Origin of the sequence: Enterococcus sp. DIV0008 (assembly GCF_050542615.1) — a bacterium.
Lineage (GTDB): Bacteria > Bacillota > Bacilli > Lactobacillales > Enterococcaceae > Enterococcus_D > Enterococcus_D innesii.
Map to the genome: position 1 here is coordinate 413554 of NZ_CP172937.1, position 19381 is coordinate 432934.

The window sequence follows — 19381 nt, forward strand, 5'->3', positions numbered from 1 at the left end:
ATTGTATCTTTTTTTTACGAAACTGTCAGTCTTTTTAATCAAAAAAATAGCCTACCTTTTAAAAAAAGGTAGGTTATTTTCGTCTTTTTAACTAATTTAGGCCGAAATAGGATCTTTTTTGAACCATGACCATAGCAAACCAATCAAAAATCCGATCGCCGCTGGTACGACCCAACCCATCCCGATTTGGAAAAATGGCAGATAATTAGACGCAAAAGACAAAATTCCTTGCACAAACGCATTATTGGTAATCAGTGCAGGACTAGCATTTAAGCCGTCGATGATTGCAGCGATCAACGTGAAATACGTCGTCATTCGATAGACACTGGCGCGATGGTTAAATAATGGACTGATGATCGCCAACAAAATCAAGGTGATCGCCAGTGGATAGATAAACATCAAGACTGGAATGGAGAATTCAATGATATTGGTCAAGCCAACGTTGGCGAAGATCGCTGGTAAGATACTTGTCAATGCGATAAAGAAACCGTAGCTTTGTTTTGGAAACAACCCAGCAAAGGTCTCAGAAAAGGCCGTGATCAAACCGATGGCGGTTTTTAAGCAGGCAGAGATGACGATCAATGCCAATAACAGACTGCCGATTGTGCCAAGGTAGTGGTTGGCGATTTGTGCCAAAGCGATCCCACCGTTTTCGCTGATGGAAAACTGACCTAAACTTTTGGTTCCCATATAAGAAAGTAAGGTATATATGATCCCCATCAACACGATACTGACAGAACCGGAAAGAATCGTATCTTTTGCGACTGTCGTAGGTTTCTCAACCCCCATATTGCGAATCGTTGAGACGATGATGATCCCAAATGCTAAGGATGCCAATGCATCAAGGGTATTGTAACCATTGGTGAAACCAGTGAAGAAGGCATCGTTTTGATAGCTAGGATAGATCGGCGCATCGCTGATCGTTCCTAGGGGTTGCCAAAAGGCGAAAAATAGCAGAACACCTAGTAAGACCAGAAACAAGGGATTTAAAAACTTCCCGACATAATCAAGAATTTTGCTTGGTTTACGTGAAAACCACCAGGCAGCACCAAAAAATAGGGCAGAAAACAAGGCCAATAACCAAGTTTGCATATCTGATGAAACGTGGGGAGCGATCCCGATCTCATAAGAAGTAGTGGCCAAACGGGGCAGAGCAAAGAAAGGCCCAATCACTAAGTAAAGCAAAATCGTAAATATCATTGCATAGCGTCGATTGATCCGAGAAGCTAATTCAAAAACTCCGCTACTTTGGGATACCCCAATGGCGATTACTCCTAAAAATGGCAAGCCGATTCCGGTCACTAAAAAGCCAAGATTGGCTAAGCCGACATTCGCACCAGCTTCTTGTCCCATGTGAACGGGGAAGATTAGATTTCCGGCACCAAAGAACAGACCGAAAAGCATTGATCCAACATACATATAATCCTTAAACTGTAACTTTTTTTCCATAAGTGAAAGCTCCTATAATTCCTTAGTTTTTAAAAAAATAACAAATTTTCCGACAAATAGCAATGTTTTTTTGTTATTTTTTGGTAAATTCTGACGATTCTGTTTCCCGTAATAAAAAAACACTTAGCATTGAATTCTTCCAAGCTTACTGAAAAAAGGATAAAAAGCTCGGAAGAAGAACACTAAGTGCTTCAAGACAGAGAATTAATTCAACACACGGGAAAGGAATTCTTTGGTGCGCTGCTCTTTTGGATGAATAAAGATATCTTCTGGTGTTCCTTGCTCGGCAATGACGCCTTGATCCATAAAGATGACCCGATCAGACACTTCTTTGGCAAAGCCCATTTCGTGGGTAACAATCACCATCGTCAAGCCAGTATGAGCTAGCGTATTCATGGTCTTCAACACTTCACCGACCATTTCTGGATCTAGCGCAGAAGTCGGCTCATCAAACAACATGACATCTGGATTCATCGATAAGGCACGGGCAATGGCTACCCGTTGTTTTTGTCCACCTGAAAGCTGGGAAGGCTTGGCATTGGCATATTGAGCCATACCGACTTGCTCCAGATTTTCTTTGGCAGTCGCTTCCGCTTCTTTGCGATCGCGTTTTAAAACAGTGACTTGTCCAGTCACGCAGTTTTCTAATACATTCATATTGTTGAACAAGTTAAAGGATTGGAAAACCATCCCTAGATGTGTCCGGTATTTCGGCAAGTCATAGCCTTTTTCTAGCACATTTTCACCTAAGTAGATGATTTGTCCACTGGTTGGTTTTTCTAATAAGTTGATGCAGCGAAGAAGTGTGGATTTTCCTGAACCAGAAGAACCGATGATCGTGACAACTTCTCCTTTATTAACAGACAAACTGATGTCTTTTAAGACTTCGTTGTCGCCAAAACTCTTTTTTAAATGGTCAATTTCAATGATTGCTGACATGTTCTTCCTCCTTATTCGTTCGGGTTGATGTCTTCTAATTTGACATACGCACTGGGACCATCCATTTTGCGTTCAACAAAGCGCAAGATCTGGGTAGCACTGATGGTCAAGACTAAGTAGATCACACCGATGATCGCAAATGTTTGGAAGTATTGGAAGTTCGTTCCAGCGGCTGATGTACCTTGGAAAAAGAGGTCCGCAACACTGATAACACTTAAGACGGCAGTATCTTTGATATTGATAATGATCTCATTCCCGGTAGCAGGTAAAATGTTGCGCATCACTTGCGGCAACACGACTTTGATCATGGTTTGCCAATGGGTCATACCGATGGCTTGAGCTGCTTCAAATTGACCATCATCTACAGCAAAGATCCCACCACGAACGATCTCAGACATGTAGGCACCGGTATTGATAGAAACGATCAGCACGGCTGCCAGCGTGCGATTCATTGAGACGCCAAAAGCCAAAGCGGTTCCGTAGAAAATAACCATTGCTTGAACCATCATTGGGGTCCCGCGGAAAACTTCGATATAGATGGTTAGTAAGCCATTAACGATCCGTTGGAGGAAACGTCCTACTGGATTTTCTGAAAGCGGCAATGTCCGGAAGATACCGACTAAGAGACCAATGATCAATCCGATGATCGTTGAAAGGATCGCGATGAATAAGGTCAAGCCAGCACCTCGCAAAAAGAGCATGCCGTAATCATCAATGATTTTTTTGAAATCAGCGATCAGACCTTGATCCGCCGTTTCTCCGCTGGCATCTGCAGGCTGATCCAAGACTGCTTGATCCATCAGAGAAACCCGTTCTTCTTCAGAGATTCCTGCAAGGATCTCATTGACTTTTTCAACATCCGGATCGCCTTTGCGCATCCCAACTGCTACTTGGACGTCTTCTGGATTGGTTTCAAAACCGGCCCCTTCATCGAACTCGACCATCTTCAAATCAGGATTTGCACCGACGGCAGTGACGCCTTCTGGTCGTTCACTGACGTAGCCATCAATGATTCCGGAAGCTAAAGCAACGCGCATGGAGGAGAAGTCTCGCATGGCTTGTTCTTTTTGGACCTCAGGGATTTGATCAATGACGGTATAATGGAAAGTATTCAGTTGAGCAGTGATTTTCGCTCCAGCAAGATCAGCGAGACTTTTGGCATCTGCGTACTCGCCATCTTTACGAACCACTACCACCAAATCTGATTCATAGTAAGGATCGGTAAAATCGATTTGCTCGCGACGTTCGGCAGTTGGTGACATTCCGGCTATCACGGCATCGATAGTCCCCGCTTGTAAAGCTGGCGGCAGGCCGTCCCATTGGGTTTTAACGATCACTAATTCCTTGCCTAAGCCTTCAGCGATTCGTTTGGCGATCTGGACATCGTAACCGCCGGCAAATGCCGATCCTTCTTCCCCAGAAATTGGCACGGCACCATTGGCGTCAGTGGTTTGCGTCCAGTTAAATGGCGCATAACCCGCCTCCATGCCGACACGGAATTGTTCTGCTGGTGTTTGGTCATCCGCTTGCACAGTTAAGGGCAGCTGAATGAGGGTTAGACAGAGGGCGAAGACCGCCCAGATCCAATTATTTTTTTTCATTTTTTCTCTTTCCTTTCACGAGTTGGACAAGCAGGTAAGGATGAAAAAGCAAAAAAACAGCCGTACTCCATGATTGGAAAACGGCTGTTGACAAGTCATCGTCGACAAACCTTTCACAAAACATAGCGCAACTTAGACAAGCTAAGACAGTCCGCAAATTATTCATTTGCGGCCCAACAAAATCGATGCAAGCAAAACCGATCTTGTTTCGGCGATGTTCCCTAGCTCTGCTGTAAACGTGTTGCTTCACTCAGCAGGATTAATGAACCTCGCGACCTCTACCTAAATGTTAAAGGGTACTCGTATTTAATTTGATTCTTCTCAGAGTTTAGAAGAAAAGCACCCAAATGTCAATTCTTTTTAACAAAAAAACGACCATTTCCCTATTTTTATCAAAGAGAAAGCGGATCGTTTTTACGAGTGTCTATTGGAACCCTTAAGCGACTTTCGCTTTTGGTTCACGGCCTAAAACAGCTTGGATGACTGTCAAACCAAGCAATAAGCCAAGTGCTAGATAGATGAGGCTTGAGTATTGTGTAACGCCCCAATCTTGTCCTAAGGTACGGTACACCACAAGGACGATGGCTTGAATGATTGCTGTGATGACATTCAAAAAGCCAAATGCCCATAGATTGCCATTTTCTTTACGTGCTAAATAGAAGATAGAGAAATATAAGCTGACTGCCAACCAACCGAAACTGATAATGATCATTGCCCAATAAATAATAGCTGCTACCAATGTATTTCACCTCACTTTGATTCGTGACTAGTTTACCACGTTTTTTGTTCCTTGTCATGAAGGAATCTCTTTCTTTGTGAGGCAAAAAACAAAGCGCAAAAGCAGTAATGAAAAGATCGTCTGCTACAATTGCTATTGGTGGGTTTGCTGAAAAAGGGACGATCTTTCTAGATCGGTTCATTTTCAGCTGTGTATAATAGAAATAAACTGTTTTTTGCAGAAAACTACGAGTTAAGAATCAATTAATAATTAGTTAATAGCTGATTTAGATCTGCTTGCTAGAATGATCACAGAAGCAAGCAAGGAGGAAGTAAAAATGGAAAATGTTCTAACAATCAAAGGATTAAACAAACGTTACGGCAAACAGCAGGCGCTGCATGATGTCGATCTAACGATCGCGAAAGGAGATATTTATGGATTGGTGGGGAGAAATGGTGCTGGGAAGACGACCTTATTAAAAGCAATCGTTCAGTTGATCCAACCCACTGGTGGCAGTCTACAGTTGTTTGGTGTCGAAGGCGGCAAAGCGTACACCCAGATGCTGAAACGCGTCGGCAACGTGATTGAGACTCCAGTCGCTTACGACCAATTGACCGCTAAACAAAATCTATTCATAGAGCATTGCTTTCGTATACACTTTTTTGGGGTTGGCTAAGAGCAGGGAAAAAATCTCAAACTCCTTTTTCTTTAACTGAACCGTTGCTTCTCCTCGTTGCAGCTGAAACGAGTCAGGCAACAGTTGAATGTTTTTATACGAGTGGCTGCTGGCAACTGGAGGGGTTTGTTTATTTGTTCGCAACTGAACAATTATGCGGGCTTTTAATTCTTCGACATTGAAGGGTTTGGTCAAGTAATCATTGGCACCCGCCAGCAAAAGGGTGGAAACATCGGCTGGTTCATCTAAGGCAGTCAAGATAATGACGGGGACCGTGGAGGTTTGGCGAATTTCTTGCAAGACTTGTGTCCCATCTTTACCGGGGAGCATTCGATCTAGCAAAATCAAGTCGAAAGCATCTTGCTGAAAAAGCAGCAGACCTTCCGTGCCTGAATAGGCTTGCTGGACGGTATAGTCAGCTGCTAAAATAGTAGCCAACATTTCGCTGATCTCATTGTTGTCTTCGATAATCAAAATTTTCATTTGGTTTTCCCAGTCTCCTTGCATTTATTGCATTTATTATAAGCAATTCCGCACGAAAAAGCATTAGTTGCTTTAAAAAAAGAAAATGGCTGATTTTTCGCAAAAACGGTTCTTTTTCGGTTAGAATAAGAGAAAAGCCATAAAGGAAGTTAGAACGATGAAGGTATCTATTGAGCAAGCAATCGCAGCGGTCACCGCCGCATCATCGGTGACCTTTTTGACGGGTGCCGGTGTTTCGACCCCATCGGGCATTCCTGATTACCGTTCCTTAAAAGGGGTCTATCAAGGACTGGCCCAGCCAGAGTATTTGTTAAGCCATGACTGTTTAGAAAACGAACCGGAAACATTTTATCAGTTCGTCAAGCACCTCTACCATCCTCAAGCACAGCCTAATATTATTCATCAAAAAATGGCTGAGCTGCAAGCGAAGAAAACCGTCTGGGTCGTTTCACAAAACATCGATGGCTTGCATGAAAAAGCAGGCAGTCACCAAAGAATCGATTTTCACGGCTCCTTGTACAACTGTTATTGCCGAAAATGCGGCAATCCGGTACCTTGGCAAGCGTATTTGCAGGATTGGCACCATGCAGGATGTGGCGGTCAGGTCCGGCCAGCGATCGTGCTTTATGGGGAAGGATTTACGGATGAAACCATTGAAGGAGCCATTCAAGCCGTTGCTCAAGCCGACCTGACGGTGGTCGTGGGGACTTCGCTGCAAGTCTATCCTTTTGCAGGGTTAGTCGATTACAGCCAGCAGGTGTTGGTCATCAATAAGGAACCATTGGCGATCCCGAATGAATATGGCATGTTGACCGCAGCAGCCGAAACGTTTTTCCAGAAAATTGAATGAAGGAGTTTATGATATGACACAACGTACCGAAAAAGAGAAAATGATTGCTGGCGAATTGTACTTTTCCCCAGATCCAGAATTGGTGGCAGATCGAAAGTATGCCCGTGAACAAATGAACCTGATCAACCAAGAAACTGATACAACAATCAAAGAGCAGTTACTAAAAGAAACTTTCGGCTCTGTGACTGGACGAATCTATATCGAACCGAATGTCCGCTTTGATTATGGCTACAATATTTCTGTGGGCAAAAACTTCTATGCTAACTACGACTGTGTGCTATTAGATGTTTGTCCCATTACCTTTGGCGACAACTGTATGCTGGCACCCAATGTTCGGTTGTTTACGGCGACGCATCCATTACATCCGGTCAAACGAAACAGCGGCTTAGAATTAGGGGCCCCGATCGTGATTGGCGATAACGCATGGATCGGTGGTGCGGCCACGATTTTGCCAGGGGTCCGCTTAGGCAACAATGTCGTGGTGGGGGCTGGCAGTGTCGTTACAAAATCATTCCCAGACAATGTTGTGCTGGCGGGAAATCCGGCACGGGTCATCAAGACGATTGACTTGGAAGAAGAAAACAATCAGCAAGATCCTTTGGCTGTTCAGCGGGCAGCGATCGATGACATTGATTGGCAACTCACGCATCTTTTGGAAAAACGTATGAGCACGGTCAACGAAATCGTGCAATTGAAGAAAAGCAGTCAACTGCCGGTATTAGATGAAAATCGTGAAGAGAAAGTGCTGGAAAACATTCGGCAGGCAATTTCTAATCAAGCCTACGAAGAAACGATTTTGGCTATGTTTCAATCAATTATGAACCACTCAAAAACCTATCAAGAGAATCAATTGGAGGAATGAGTATGGATGGAGCAACACGTCGAGAAAACATTTTAGCGGCATTGAAGCAAGCGGACAAAGCGATCAGTGCCAGCAAACTGGCAGAATCCCTCGGAGTCAGCCGTCAAATCATCGTTGGGGACATTGCCTTATTGCGAGCAGCTGGTGAAGCAATTGTGGCTACGGCTCGCGGCTATCGGCTGCAAGCGCTGTTGGATGAGGCAGGACATGTCAGCAAGCTAGCGGTACAGCATCGACCTGAACAAACGGAAGAAGAATTGCGCATCTTTGTCGCTTGTGGTGTGGAAGTGGTCGATGTCATCGTTGAGCATGAGATCTATGGAGAGATCACTGGCAATTTGCAGATCCAAACAGACCAAGACGTGACTGATTTCATCAACAAAACCAAACATGCAGAGGCCCGCTTGCTCTCAGATTTAACCAACGGGGTACACTTGCATACGTTGCGCTACACCGATCCTGCGGCTTTGGAAAAAGCCAAACAACAGTTAGCAGAAAAAGGCATGCTCTACCAAAATTGAGGAGTGAAGTGATGCAAGATGTCTTATTGATCATTGACTTGCAAAATGGGGTCTGTCAAACAAATGACCAAACAATTGACCATTTGTCGGAATTATTGCTGTTCGTCAACCAACGAATCCAACGATATCGTAAAGAAGAAAAACCAGTTATTTTTGTTCAGCATGAAGAGGAGACGTTGCCCTACGGCAGCAAAGCATGGCAACTGCACCCAGCATTGGCCTATGAACCAACGGATCGTTTGATTCGAAAAAAACACGCCAATAGTTTTTTTCAAACAGATCTACAAGCGGTCTTACAGATAAACCAAGTGCGTAGTATCGAATTTGCTGGTGCTCAGACGGAATATTGCCTTGATGGCACGATCAAATTCGCGCATGGTCTGGGTTATCAAAACGTCGTGTATGCCCAAGCCACAACGACGTATCCAAGCCGAGGACGATCAGCAGCTGAAATCATTGATTGGTACGAAATGATCTGGCAAGGACGCTATGCGGAAGTCTTGGCAAATCCTCAGATGAAAAAATTGTGATTTTTTGTTGACAAGGCGTTCATTTTCCAGTAAAGTACAACTCAACAAGAATAATGAATCTGTTGAGAAGGAAAGTAACCGCGGATACTTTAAAGAGAGACTCTGGTTGGTGGAAAGAGTCAAGTCAGAAGCGATGAAAAATGGCCTTGGAGGATTGATTGTCGATAAGTAGGCAATCACGGATACGCACTACCGTTACAAAGTGCACCAATCTCTAGCACGGCTAGACGTTGGGTTGAGGGAAGGGAAACCTTCTAAACAAAAGGTGGTAACACGAGTATTCGTCCTTTTACTAGCAAACGCTGGTAAAAGGACTTTTTTTATACCAAAAATCAAATAGCACCACACACGAAGAATTGGTAAGTACAAAAGCACGTTTTTTCAACAGAGAGCTTCGGTAGCTGAAAAGAAGCATCAAACGACTTTTAGAAAATGGCCAAGGAGTGATTCGTTCCGAGCAGTAGTTTGCAAGGCGACGACGGTAGCGACCGTTATCTGGCTAGAGTATGATCGTACTCGAAAAGGAGCTGTATGCGAGTACAGCTTAAACTGAGGTGGTAACACGCAAAAAGGCGTCCTCAAACAAGTCACAGGTGACTTGTTTGAGGATGCCTTTTTTTATTGAAAAAGACAAGAACTAGGGGGAAGACGATGATTTCATTAAAAGACATATCAGTAACATTCAATCAACCAAAGAAACCCGCGATCCAAGCGGTCAAAAACGTATCGATCGAGATCGACAAAGGGGACGTGTACGGCATCGTGGGTTACTCAGGCGCCGGGAAAAGTACACTCGTCCGTGTAATCAACTTATTGCAGCGACCAAGCAGCGGCAGCGTCGTCGTCAATGGCACGGAGCTGACCACGCTTTCGGCGAAAGCTCTGCGAGAAAAACGGAAAACGATCGGAATGATCTTTCAGCACTTCAACTTGATGGACAGTCGCAATGTTTTTGATAACGTGGATTTTTCCTTGAAATATGGGGGACGGTCCAAACAGGAACGTCATCAAAAAGTTACCGAGCTGCTAGCGCTTGTTGGATTGGAAGAAAAAGCCCAAGCGTTTCCTAGCCAACTATCTGGAGGACAAAAACAGCGGGTCGCCATCGCCAGAGCTTTGGCAAATGATCCAGAGATTTTGTTGTGTGATGAGGCAACTAGCGCCCTTGATCCGAAAACGACCTTACAGATATTGGCTTTGTTGAAAAAATTAAATCGGACTCTCGGTTTGACCATCGTGATCATTACCCATGAAATGCAGGTCGTCAAAGAAATCTGCAACAAAGTGGCAGTGATGGAAGACGGCGAAGTCATCGAGCAAGGCTCAAGCGTTCAGATTTTCAGCCAACCAGAAAAATCTTTGACCAAAGATTTCATCCGAACGGCGACACACATCGACCAAGCCTTAGAAACGATCCTTGGCAGTTCGAAATTTTCTTCCTTGGCACCGAACGAATGGCTGGTGGAGCTGTCCTATGTGGGGGATCAAACCAATGAACCACTGATCGCCCAATTGTACAGCCGCTACAAAGTGACCACCAATATTCTTTACGGCAACGTGGAGATCTTGCAAGAAGTGCCGATCGGCAGCTTAGTCGTTAGCTTATCCGGTGAATACCAACAGCGTAAACATGCCTTAGAATATTTGAAGTCTCAAGGGGTTTACACCAATATTTTAAAAGAAAATCATGCAGAACCATTAAACAATGTAATTAAAGGAGGATTTTAGATGGCTGCCTTATTAGAAAGATATTTTCCCAATGTTGTTGCGATCCAAGATGAATTTGTGACAGCAACGATCCAAACCTTGTATATGGTTTTTTGGACCTCTTTGATCGCGGGCATCTTAGGCATCTTGTTAGGGATCGTTTTGGTAGTGACTCGACCGAATGGGATTTTAGAAAATCGACCGCTCTTTGAATTTCTCGATAAAGTCATCAATGTGGTGCGCTCGATCCCTTTCATTATCTTATTGACGTTACTAGGAACCTTTACCAGATTCCTTGTCGGAACGACCATCGGCGAAACAGCAGCATTGGTTCCTCTGATTGCTGGGATCATTCCTTTCTTTGCTCGGCAGATCGAGATTGCCTTGCTAGAAGTTGACCCCGGTGTCGTGGAGGCAGCTGAAGCGATGGGCACCAGTCCTTTCGGTATCATTTTTCGGGTCTATTTGCCAGAAGGCGTGGCGGGAATTATTCGGGTCTCTGCATTGACCGTGATCAATGTGATCGGATTGACCGCCATGGCAGGAGCAGTCGGCGCTGGCGGTTTAGGAAACTTAGCCATCACCCGCGGGTACAACCGATTCCAGACCGATGTTACGATCATGGCGACCTTGATCATCTTAGTATTCGTTTTTATCAGTCAATTTGTCAGCAACCTACTCATTAAACGAGTATCACACTGACCACCACTTACGTACAAATAAAAAAACAAGCAAGTCTATGGAGGAAGAAAAAATGAAAAAATTCGTACAATCAATCGTCTTAGGGGCAGCATTATTATTTATTACAGGATGCGGAAACAATGGCAGTGCCGCAGCCAATGATCAAGAAGAAGTCACGGTGAAATTAGGGGTGATTGGTGCAGACACCGATGTCTGGGATGATGTCAAAGATCGTTTGAAAGACGAAGGCATCAATTTAGAATATGTCCAATTTTCTGATTACAACCAACCCAATGCAGCCTTGGCTGATGGTTCCATCGACCTCAATTCATTCCAACACCAATTTTTCTTGGACAACTATAATGAAGAATTTGGTACTGATCTCGTATCGATCGGCAATACAGTCAATGCGCCATTAGGTATTTATTCCGACAAAGTGACGGATGTCAACGACTTGGCTGAAGGAGCTAAAGTTGCGATCCCTAATGATGTGACCAATGGTGGTCGGGCATTGCTTTTGTTACAATCAGCTGGATTGATCAAAGTGGATGAAGCAGCCGGACAAACACCAACGGTCGCGGATATTACAGAAAACCGTTTGAACTTAGAAATTTCAGAACTTGATGCAGCGCAAACCGCTCGGGCACTTTCCGATGTCGATGTTTCGGTCATCAATAGCGGCATGGCGGTAGATGCAGGATTTGTACCAACCGAAGATGCGATCTTTTTAGAGCCTGTTGATGAAACGGCCCGTCCTTACGTCAACATCATTGCCGCCCGTAAAGAAGATGAAGACAATGAAGTATACCAAAAAGTGGTCGCTGCTTACCAAACAGAGGATACGAAAAAAGTCATCGAGGAAACGTCAAAAGGATCAAGTGTTCCTGCTTGGGAAACCTTTGGGGCAAAATAAGTACCACGTAATTTGATATAAAATTGAAAAAACATGTATAAAAAAGGAGAGATTTGATTATGACAACAGCAACTATTACAAAAGCAACGATTAAACCATTTATCCAAGAGCGTTTAGCCGCTTATCAAGCCTTGGCATTAGATATCCACAATCACCCAGAAGTCAGCAACTATGAGTTTTATTCAGCCGATGCCCTGATCGCCCAATTAGAAAAAGAAGGCTTTGCTGTTAAAAAGGATGTGGCAGGCCATCGCACCGGCTTTGATGCCCGCTATGTCAGTGGGAAACCTGGTCCGACGATTGCCTTTTTAGCCGAGTATGATGCGTTACCTGGCATCGGTCATGCCTGCGGACACAATCTCTTCGGGACTTATTCCGTCTTAGCTGCCAGTGCTCTACAACCTTTCATCGATGAGCTAGGCGGGGAGATTCGAGTCTATGGGACGCCAGGAGAAGAAGGTGGAGAACATGGTTCCGCTAAAGGTAGTTTTGTCCGTGAAGGGTTCTTCAATGATGTCGATGCCGCTCTTTGTGTCCATCCAGCCCATCGCTATGGCAAAACGACAGCGTCATTAGCCAATGATCCAGTGGATATCAAGTTCTATGGTCGGGCTTCCCATGCGGCAGCTGCACCAGAAAAAGGCATCAACGCGTTAGAAGCATTGCTGCAAGTCTTTAACGGGATCAATGGGTTGCGCCTGCATTTACCAAAAGACGTCAATATTCATGGTGTGATCACCGATGGCGGCGTGGCAGCCAATGTCGTGCCAGAATATGCAGCCGGTCGTTTTTATTTACGAGCAGCCAATCGAGCAACCTTGAATGATGTCTACGAGAAAGTCGAAAACATCGTCAAAGGAGCCGCTTTAGCCACGGGAGCGACCTATGAATTCGGCTTGTTCCAAAACTCCGTCGATGATGTGATCGTGACACCAAGTTTTGATGAGATTTTCTTCGCCCATGCCCAAGAAGCGGGCGTACCTGCCGATGAGATCGATACGGAAGCAAAAGCAAGTCTTGGTTCTTCTGATGTCGGCAATGTCAGTCAAGTGATCCCGACGATCCAACCCACCGTTTCGATTTCAGATGACTACATTGCGGGGCATTCGGAAGAATTCAAAGCCGCTGCTAAGAGTGAAAAAGGCTTGCAGTCGATCGCTATCGCGGCTGAACTTTTAGCCCTGACAGCGTTAGATCTTTTTGAGCAACCGGCGTTATTAGAAAAAATCAAAGCCGATCATCAAGAAAGTTTAGCGAAAGGCAATTAATGCCAAAATCGTGAAAGAAGATATCCAGAGGATACTCAATAATATAGAAGAAAAAAAGTCTCTGCCGCAAAATGTCGGTAGAGACTTTTTTTGTTAGTCGATGACTAAAATGCCTTCTTTTAATGAAAAAGGATTTTGCTGATTGATATGATCGTAGAACATGACCCCGTTTAAATGATCGATCTCATGCTGAACGACGATTGCAGGATAGTTCTTCAAACGAACTTTTTTCTTTTTGCCGTTAATGTCGTAATAGCTGATCGTGATCCGGGCATGGCGCACCACGTAGCCGGGCACTTCACGGTCCACGGACAGACAGCCCTCGCCTTCACCCAGACAAGCTTCTTGCACGGAATGACTTAAAATTTTGGGATTGTAAAGAACATCTTTAAAATCAGGTTCTGTTTTTTCTGGGTCGCTGCTAGGGACGAGGACCGCTGTGATTCGTTTTGAAATATCTAATTGAGGAGCTGCTAGACCAACGCCGCCTCTTAATTCAAGTTCTTCTGCCTTGACTGGGTCTTGGCTGTTTTCTAAAAAGGTCATCATTTCTTTTCCTAGTGCGATATCTTCTTCGCTCAAAGGAAAAGGCACTTCTTTTGCTACTTCACGCAAGGTTGGATTGCCTTCGCGAATAATATCATCCATTGTAATCATTGATGATGTGATTCCTCCTACTATGTAAAAATGACGAAAGCAAGTTTCGTTCCTAATAAAGTGTACCACAAGTGCAGAAAGAAGGGCATAAGAAAGTTTAAAGGGTAAAGCTTTCTTATTAAATGAAACGATATTTCTATATCTGTGATTTAATTATGAAATATAGTTGCGAACGAGGGAAGAATCAGTTATAATGCTTTTATAGAAAACGGTATCACGAAAGTGACTCACCAAGGAGGCAAAGAGATGTTCGGCTTTTCTGTATTTATGAACGAAGACTTGACGGCAGCAGAACTTGAGCAGATGACTGCGATGGCATCAGGCTTTAAAGGGATTTTCACCTCCATGCACATACCAGAAGACGATCGCAGTACCTATCGGCAGCGTCTGACGGACTTGGGAGGTTTCGCAAAAGACCATCAGTTGTCTTTAATGGTAGATATTTCTGGAAACGCCTTAGCAGAAGCGGGCTTTTCCATCGACAAGCTGGCAGAACTAAGGGAGATCGGTGTCACTGGTTTACGAATGGACTATGCCATCGACAATCAGCAAATCGCCGCTTTTTCAAAGGAAATGACCATCAGTTTGAATGCCAGTACATTAACGGAAAAAGACATTCGAGAGCTGCAGGCGTATGGAGCCGATTTTACTCGATTGGAAGCTTGGCACAATTATTACCCTCGACCAGAAACGGGACTGGATGCTGACTGGTTTCAGGAGAAGAACCGCTGGTTGAAAGCACAAGGCTTTTTTGTCCAAGCCTTTGTTCCAGGAGATGCCAAGAAACGCGGACCGTTATTTCAAGGATTACCCACACTGGAAAGACACCGCAACTGGTCGCCGTTTGCCGCAGCGATCGATTTGTTGGCTACCGGTTCAGTTGATGCTGTTTACATTGGTGATGGGATGGTTTCTGCAAAAAGTGCGCAGCAGTTTGCGACGTATCTGCAAGAAGCGCGGATCGTTTTGCGGGTCAAAGATCTTGGTTCGACTTACTTTGAACACGTACTAGGGAATCACCAAAATCGTTACGATGAAGCTCGAGATGTCTTGCGTAGCGCCGATGCCCGTTTCAATGCCATTCCAGAAGTCAAACCTGAACTTAGTCAAGAGCGGCCAATGGGTGCTGTGACGATCGATAACCAAGAGTACTTGCGCTATATGGGAGAGATTCAAGTGTGCAAACGACCATTGCCTGCAGACCCCAAAGTCAACCTCGCCGCTCAGGTGATACCAGCCGATCTGCCTTTGATCCAACAAATCAAAGCAGGGATGCGATTTAAATTAGAAAGAGATGATTCCAATGAATAAAATCAATTTAGACAAATTAACGACCGAACGACGCAATAGCGAAACGAGCAATTTAGATGAAATGACGATTTTAGAAGCGTGCCAAAAAATGAACCAAGAAGATCAAAAAGTTGCCTATGCAGTGGAGAAAGAAATTCCTAGTATTGAAAAAGTCATTGAACAAACTATCGCTGCTTTTAAAAAAGGCGGACGCTTGATTTATCTTGGCGCTGGGACGAGTGGTCGATTAGGCGTCTTGGATGCGGCCGAATGTGTCCCAACCTTTGGGGTATCACCTGAAATGGTGGTTGGTCTGATCGCCGGTGGCGAAGAAGCGATGACGGTCGCTGTCGAAGGAGCAGAAGACTCCTTAACGCTAGGGAAACAAGACCTTGTCGATCTGAAGTTGACCCAAAATGACATGGTGATCGGGATCGCTGCCAGTGGCAGAACCCCTTACGTGATTGGGGCTCTTGATTACGCCAATGAGCTCGGTGTCACAACAGCTACGATCGCTTGTAACAAAGACGCGGAGATCTCTCAGCATGCCAGCTTTCCAATCGAAGTCGATTGTGGCCCAGAGTTTCTGACGGGTTCGACTCGTTTAAAATCTGGGACGGCCCAAAAATTGATTTTGAATATGATCTCAACGTTATCAATGGTAGGGATCGGCAAAGTCTACAATAATTTGATGGTCGACGTGAAAGCGACCAACGAAAAATTGGTAGAACGCTCAAAACGGATCATCATGCAGGCAACTGAAGCTGATTATGAAACAGCCGCCGCGGCATTTGAAGAAGCAGATCAGAATGTCAAATTGGCGATCGTGATGCTGTTGACTGATAGCACGAAAGGCGAAGCGCAAGCAAAACTTGCCACGGCACAAGGGTTTGTCAAAACGGCGTTAGGAGGAGAAAAGTAATGGCAAAAGAAACACTGACGGTAGAAGAGTTAGCGGAGAAGATTTTTCAAGAAGCCGGCGGAATGGACAACGTAGAAACAGTCAATCACTGTATGACTCGCGTACGAATGACCGTCCGCGACCACGACAAGGTCGATCAACAAGGGTTAAAAGAGATTCCCGGTGTGATGGGGGTCGTCAATGACGAGCAGCTGCAAGTCATTATCGGACCAGGGAAAGTCAACAAAGTAGCTAACGCAATGGTGGCAAAAGCCGGTGTTGATTTAGGGCAAGAGATCCCGCAGCAAAAATCAGGCAAAGAGGCGTTATCAGAAAAAACGGCAGAGATGAAAGCAGCCCAAAAAGCCAAACAAAAATCATCGCCATTGAAGTCGCTGCTGAAAGACATTTCAAATATTTTTGTTCCAATGATTCCAGCCTTCGTTGGTGCAGGACTCGTTGCAGGGATCGCCTCCGTTCTGACCAACATGATCACGGCTGGCCGATTAGATGGAGACACTTGGAATTATTATGTCATGATTTTAAACGTCCTCAGAAATGGGATGTTCACCTATTTAGCGATCTTTACTGGGGTCAATGCTGCGCAGGTCTTTAAAGCCAATCCAACCCTTGGTGGAGTGATCGGGTCGATCATCTTGCTGACAGGTATGAACCCAGAAGCCCCGATCCAAAACTTGTTCACTGGCGAAGCGTTAGCTGCCAACCAAGGGGGGATCATCGGTGTAATCTTCGCTGTATGGCTTTTGGCGAAATTAGAGGCAGTGCTGCATCGAGTGATTCCTGAAGCAATCGATATTATCGTGACCCCGACGTTGTGTTTGCTGATCATCGGTTTGACGGAGATTTTCTTGATCATGCCATTGGCCGGCCTGATCTCTGACAGCTTAGTCGGTTCGATCACTTGGGTCTTGAATGTGGGCGGGGCTTTTTCTGGGTTTGTCTTAGGAGCGGCCTTCCTACCAATGGTCATGTTTGGTTTGCATCAAATTTTGACCCCGATCCACATCCAAATGATCGAAGCAACAGGCAGCACGCAATTATTACCGATTTTAGCCATGGCTGGTGCCGGTCAAGTCGGAGCAGCTTTAGCCTTATGGGTACGACTACGTAAAGACAAAGAGCTTTCTGAAATGATCAAAGGTGCATTGCCAGTTGGGATTTTAGGCATCGGCGAACCATTGATCTACGGAGTGACATTGCCATTAGGTCGACCATTTATCACTGCTTGTATTGGTGGTGGGATCGGTGGTGCGGTCATTGGCGCTTTGACAAATATCGGCGCAACGGCGATTGGACCATCAGGGTTAGCTTTGATTCCATTGATTGCCAACGGCCGTTGGATGGGCTATATTTTCGGCTTGTTAGCAGGATATGCTGGCGGCTTCGTTGCCACCTACTTCTTTGGGATTCCGAAAGATCGCTTAGAAGCAGTCAAAGAAAGCGAGGCAGAGGAGGCAAAATCAGCTGCAACCGTCACTTCCGTGCAATCGCAACCAAAAGAAACGAGTGAAACGGCGGCAAATCCATCAGCAACAACGATCGATACCCCCTTATACGCAGTAGCAACAGGCACGACAAAAGCGATCAGTGCATCAAGTGATCCGGTATTTTCGCAAAAAATGATGGGCGACGGGTATTTTGTCTTGCCAGACAATGGGGCGATCTTTGCACCAGCAGCAGGAACGATCACGACGATTTTTCCAACGAAACATGCATTGGGGATCAAGACTGCCAGCGGGCTAGAGATTTTGCTGCACATGGGGGTCGACACCGTCGAATTGCAAGGAGCACCTTTTGAGATCCTGGTGGAGGAAGGCCAAGCCGTGACACCAGCCACCCAAGTTGCCCAAGTCGATTTGGCGCAGTTGACAGCCAAAGGCAAAGCTACTGAGATGCTCGTGATTATCACCAATATGGACCAAGCAGCCAACGTTGAACTGTTACCGATCGCGGAAACAAAAGCAGGTCAAGCAGTCATGCATGTGGCAACGATAAAATAATGGTAAAACCTCTATCTGATAAAGATAGAGGTTTTTTTTAAGAAGTTACTAAATTGATTGCGGAAACGAGGTCTTTATGTTACAGTTTCGTTACAAAGGGAGAAATCCCATTCGAGGAGGCAATGACGATGAAAAAAATAATTTGGTTCGGACTAATGACGCTGGCATTTTCACCATTGATGGTTCATGCAGATGAAACGGCTACGAGTGGAAGTGACAATCCGGTTGCCGTTAGCGAGACGCTTTCATCAGAAGGGCAAACAGATAGTGAGCAGATCCAAAATTCTGCCCAAGAAAGTACAGCGGAAGACCAAGAAACGGATCAATCCGCTACTTCAGAAACTACAGCTGACGAGAATCAAGAGCCAGTCGATTCCGAAGCCGTTATTGCCTCGATCCAAGCAGAGACAGGGACGCAAAACGTCAATGAGATCAATACGTTAGCCGATGAACCTAGTTCGCTACGTAGTGCCTTAACTCAAGGGATCACTGAAGGCAGTGTGACCGCATTTACCCAAGAACAGTTGGACCAGTTGACAGATGAAGAATTGACCAATGGCAATCGCCTAGCACTACGTTATTCTAGTGATGCGATGGGCTTTGATATTGCTTACTTGGCAAAAATCATCGGTGCCTTGTTTGTTGATCAGACGTTATCCTGGGAAGCCATTGAGCCACAACTGGCTTTTGATGCGAATAGCTACGCCAGTTTTGCTGACTTGATTCCTGTCGTGGATCAGTTGCAGGAATATTTACGGGTCGTCTATCCAGCAGACGGAGTCTTTTTACATTTGAATCAAGCCGTTTCCAACGAATGGATGATTTCGATTTTAACCAACTTGAATCAGATGGAACAAGAGATGCAAGTCGATCCAGGTGCCTTTGTTCCAGGACGGATCTCTTATATCATTCAAGCGGCAAATGATTCCATGTATCTGCCTACAGGCACGCAAACGAGTACGACTGAAGAAGCGACCGCAACATCGACGACCGCTCAAGAAACAGCTACAACGACTTCTTCGAAAGAGGCCAACGCTACTGCCGATGGCGAAAAAACATTACCTAAAACCAATGAAGCGCCAAGCTATACCTTATTGATCGCAGGTATCATCCTGCTGTTGATCGTTTTCTTGATTTTATGGCGCCGAAAGAAAAAATGAACGTTATTTATAATAGGCAGAATGAAAAAATAGCAACCTTCGTTTTCCATCAGGGAAACGAAGGTTTTTTGTTTTCAGAAATTTCATTTATGATTTCTTTTCAAATAACGCCTTTTATAAAAAGACCAGAATCGATTCCTTCATAAAAAAGTCA

18 protein-coding genes, 1 pseudogene, 1 riboswitch and 1 other annotated feature are annotated in these 19381 nt (G+C 44.9%); of the genes and pseudogenes, 13 read left to right on the forward strand and 6 right to left on the reverse strand.

Annotation, left to right across the window (positions count from 1 at the left end; all coding sequences use genetic code 11):
* Positions 1-96: 96 nt before the first annotated feature.
* The 4 genes from brnQ to IGI84_RS01985 all read right to left on the reverse strand — a co-directional run bounded on the left by brnQ (position 97) and on the right by IGI84_RS01985 (position 4728).
* Positions 97-1449 carry a branched-chain amino acid transport system II carrier protein gene (brnQ, locus tag IGI84_RS01970; protein WP_430600647.1) on the reverse strand — a complete coding sequence of 451 codons (1353 nt, stop codon included), beginning with the start codon at positions 1447-1449 and terminating at the stop codon, positions 97-99.
* Between the two features lie 204 nt (positions 1450-1653).
* Positions 1654-2388 carry an amino acid ABC transporter ATP-binding protein gene (locus IGI84_RS01975; RefSeq protein ID WP_005227196.1) on the reverse strand — a complete coding sequence of 245 codons (735 nt, stop codon included), beginning with the start codon at positions 2386-2388 and terminating at the stop codon, positions 1654-1656.
* Between the two features lie 11 nt (positions 2389-2399).
* Positions 2400-3989, reverse strand: a complete 1590-nt coding sequence (locus IGI84_RS01980) for an ABC transporter permease subunit (RefSeq protein ID WP_077453979.1) — start codon at positions 3987-3989, stop codon at positions 2400-2402.
* Positions 3990-4104: 115 nt separating this feature from the next.
* Positions 4105-4278, reverse strand: a riboswitch (Lysine riboswitch).
* Between the two features lie 147 nt (positions 4279-4425).
* A complete protein-coding gene (locus IGI84_RS01985) occupies positions 4426-4728 on the reverse strand; it encodes a hypothetical protein (RefSeq protein ID WP_005227198.1) in 303 nt (100 codons plus the stop codon).
* Between the two features lie 316 nt (positions 4729-5044).
* On the opposite strand from IGI84_RS01985, the pseudogene IGI84_RS01990 reads away from it, so the two are divergent.
* Positions 5045-5338 (forward strand): annotated as a pseudogene (locus IGI84_RS01990) (ATP-binding cassette domain-containing protein); the annotation flags it as partial.
* Here IGI84_RS01990 and IGI84_RS01995 read toward each other — a convergent pair.
* Complete coding sequence (locus IGI84_RS01995; protein WP_081118264.1) at positions 5336-5866, reverse strand: response regulator transcription factor; 531 nt, start codon at positions 5864-5866, stop codon at positions 5336-5338. The pseudogene IGI84_RS01990 and the gene IGI84_RS01995 sit on opposite strands and share 3 nt — an antisense overlap.
* A 157-nt stretch (positions 5867-6023) precedes the next feature.
* Between IGI84_RS01995 and IGI84_RS02000 the strand changes: the two genes are divergently transcribed.
* The 8 genes from IGI84_RS02000 (at position 6024) to IGI84_RS02035 (ending at position 13198) form a co-directional block, all read left to right on the forward strand.
* The gene (locus tag IGI84_RS02000; RefSeq protein WP_081118265.1) at positions 6024-6716 is read left to right on the forward strand and encodes an NAD-dependent protein deacylase; all 693 of its coding nucleotides are present in this window, start codon (positions 6024-6026) and stop codon (positions 6714-6716) included.
* A 13-nt stretch (positions 6717-6729) separates the two neighbouring features.
* Positions 6730-7578 (forward strand): chorismate mutase, encoded by an 849-nt coding sequence (locus IGI84_RS02005; RefSeq protein ID WP_081118266.1) that lies wholly within the window; start codon positions 6730-6732, stop codon positions 7576-7578.
* Positions 7575-8099: a transcription repressor NadR gene (locus IGI84_RS02010; protein ID WP_081118267.1), complete on the forward strand. Its 525-nt coding sequence runs from the start codon at positions 7575-7577 to the stop codon at positions 8097-8099. The genes IGI84_RS02005 and IGI84_RS02010 overlap by 4 nt, the downstream gene beginning before the upstream one ends.
* 11 nt (positions 8100-8110) lie before the next feature.
* Positions 8111-8629 (forward strand): cysteine hydrolase family protein, encoded by a 519-nt coding sequence (locus tag IGI84_RS02015; protein WP_077453965.1) that lies wholly within the window; start codon positions 8111-8113, stop codon positions 8627-8629.
* Between the two features lie 53 nt (positions 8630-8682).
* Positions 8683-8921 (forward strand) — a binding site (T-box leader).
* Between the two features lie 359 nt (positions 8922-9280).
* Positions 9281-10357, forward strand: a complete 1077-nt coding sequence (locus tag IGI84_RS02020; protein ID WP_081118268.1) for a methionine ABC transporter ATP-binding protein — start codon at positions 9281-9283, stop codon at positions 10355-10357.
* Positions 10358-11038 (forward strand): methionine ABC transporter permease, encoded by a 681-nt coding sequence (locus IGI84_RS02025; protein WP_010748680.1) that lies wholly within the window; start codon positions 10358-10360, stop codon positions 11036-11038.
* Between the two features lie 52 nt (positions 11039-11090).
* Positions 11091-11930, forward strand: coding sequence for a MetQ/NlpA family ABC transporter substrate-binding protein (locus IGI84_RS02030; RefSeq protein WP_081118269.1), 840 nt, complete (start codon positions 11091-11093; stop codon positions 11928-11930).
* Between the two features lie 59 nt (positions 11931-11989).
* Positions 11990-13198, forward strand: a complete 1209-nt coding sequence (locus tag IGI84_RS02035; protein WP_430600652.1) for a M20 family metallopeptidase — start codon at positions 11990-11992, stop codon at positions 13196-13198.
* A 93-nt stretch (positions 13199-13291) separates the two neighbouring features.
* On the opposite strand, the gene def is transcribed toward IGI84_RS02035, so the two are convergent.
* Positions 13292-13855, reverse strand: coding sequence for a peptide deformylase (gene def / locus IGI84_RS02040; protein ID WP_005227211.1), 564 nt, complete (start codon positions 13853-13855; stop codon positions 13292-13294).
* A 246-nt stretch (positions 13856-14101) separates the two neighbouring features.
* Between def and IGI84_RS02045 the strand changes: the two genes are divergently transcribed.
* From IGI84_RS02045 to IGI84_RS02060, 4 genes are all read left to right on the forward strand, one after another.
* The gene (locus IGI84_RS02045; RefSeq protein WP_170920122.1) at positions 14102-15166 is read left to right on the forward strand and encodes a DUF871 domain-containing protein; all 1065 of its coding nucleotides are present in this window, start codon (positions 14102-14104) and stop codon (positions 15164-15166) included.
* Positions 15159-16067, forward strand: coding sequence for an N-acetylmuramic acid 6-phosphate etherase (gene murQ / locus IGI84_RS02050; protein WP_081118272.1), 909 nt, complete (start codon positions 15159-15161; stop codon positions 16065-16067). Before IGI84_RS02045 ends, murQ begins: the two co-directional genes overlap by 8 nt.
* Complete coding sequence (locus IGI84_RS02055) at positions 16067-18067, forward strand: glucose PTS transporter subunit IIA (protein WP_081118273.1); 2001 nt, start codon at positions 16067-16069, stop codon at positions 18065-18067. Before murQ ends, IGI84_RS02055 begins: the two co-directional genes overlap by 1 nt.
* A 128-nt stretch (positions 18068-18195) precedes the next feature.
* Complete coding sequence (locus IGI84_RS02060; protein WP_081118274.1) at positions 18196-19227, forward strand: LPXTG cell wall anchor domain-containing protein; 1032 nt, start codon at positions 18196-18198, stop codon at positions 19225-19227.
* The last annotated feature ends 154 nt before the right edge of the window (positions 19228-19381 follow it).

What these genes read in the sequence shown, in the direction of transcription:
- IGI84_RS02045 (WP_170920122.1), top strand. Translation starts at nt 14,102, where the DNA reads ATGTTCGGCTTTTCTGTATTTATGAACGAAGACTTGACGGCAGCAGAA.
- IGI84_RS02055 (WP_081118273.1), top strand. Translation starts at nt 16,067, where the DNA reads ATGGCAAAAGAAACACTGACGGTAGAAGAGTTAGCGGAGAAGATTTTT.
- IGI84_RS02020 (WP_081118268.1), top strand. Translation starts at nt 9,281, where the DNA reads ATGATTTCATTAAAAGACATATCAGTAACATTCAATCAACCAAAGAAA.
- IGI84_RS02015 (WP_077453965.1), top strand. Translation starts at nt 8,111, where the DNA reads ATGCAAGATGTCTTATTGATCATTGACTTGCAAAATGGGGTCTGTCAA.
- IGI84_RS01995 (WP_081118264.1), bottom strand. Translation starts at nt 5,866, where the DNA reads ATGAAAATTTTGATTATCGAAGACAACAATGAGATCAGCGAAATGTTG.
- IGI84_RS02005 (WP_081118266.1), top strand. Translation starts at nt 6,730, where the DNA reads ATGACACAACGTACCGAAAAAGAGAAAATGATTGCTGGCGAATTGTAC.
- murQ (WP_081118272.1), top strand. Translation starts at nt 15,159, where the DNA reads ATGAATAAAATCAATTTAGACAAATTAACGACCGAACGACGCAATAGC.
- def (WP_005227211.1), bottom strand. Translation starts at nt 13,855, where the DNA reads ATGATTACAATGGATGATATTATTCGCGAAGGCAATCCAACCTTGCGT.
- IGI84_RS01980 (WP_077453979.1), bottom strand. Translation starts at nt 3,989, where the DNA reads ATGAAAAAAAATAATTGGATCTGGGCGGTCTTCGCCCTCTGTCTAACC.
- IGI84_RS02035 (WP_430600652.1), top strand. Translation starts at nt 11,990, where the DNA reads ATGACAACAGCAACTATTACAAAAGCAACGATTAAACCATTTATCCAA.
- IGI84_RS01975 (WP_005227196.1), bottom strand. Translation starts at nt 2,388, where the DNA reads ATGTCAGCAATCATTGAAATTGACCATTTAAAAAAGAGTTTTGGCGAC.
- IGI84_RS02010 (WP_081118267.1), top strand. Translation starts at nt 7,575, where the DNA reads ATGAGTATGGATGGAGCAACACGTCGAGAAAACATTTTAGCGGCATTG.
- IGI84_RS02030 (WP_081118269.1), top strand. Translation starts at nt 11,091, where the DNA reads ATGAAAAAATTCGTACAATCAATCGTCTTAGGGGCAGCATTATTATTT.
- IGI84_RS02025 (WP_010748680.1), top strand. Translation starts at nt 10,358, where the DNA reads ATGGCTGCCTTATTAGAAAGATATTTTCCCAATGTTGTTGCGATCCAA.
- IGI84_RS02060 (WP_081118274.1), top strand. Translation starts at nt 18,196, where the DNA reads ATGAAAAAAATAATTTGGTTCGGACTAATGACGCTGGCATTTTCACCA.
- IGI84_RS02000 (WP_081118265.1), top strand. Translation starts at nt 6,024, where the DNA reads ATGAAGGTATCTATTGAGCAAGCAATCGCAGCGGTCACCGCCGCATCA.
- brnQ (WP_430600647.1), bottom strand. Translation starts at nt 1,449, where the DNA reads ATGGAAAAAAAGTTACAGTTTAAGGATTATATGTATGTTGGATCAATG.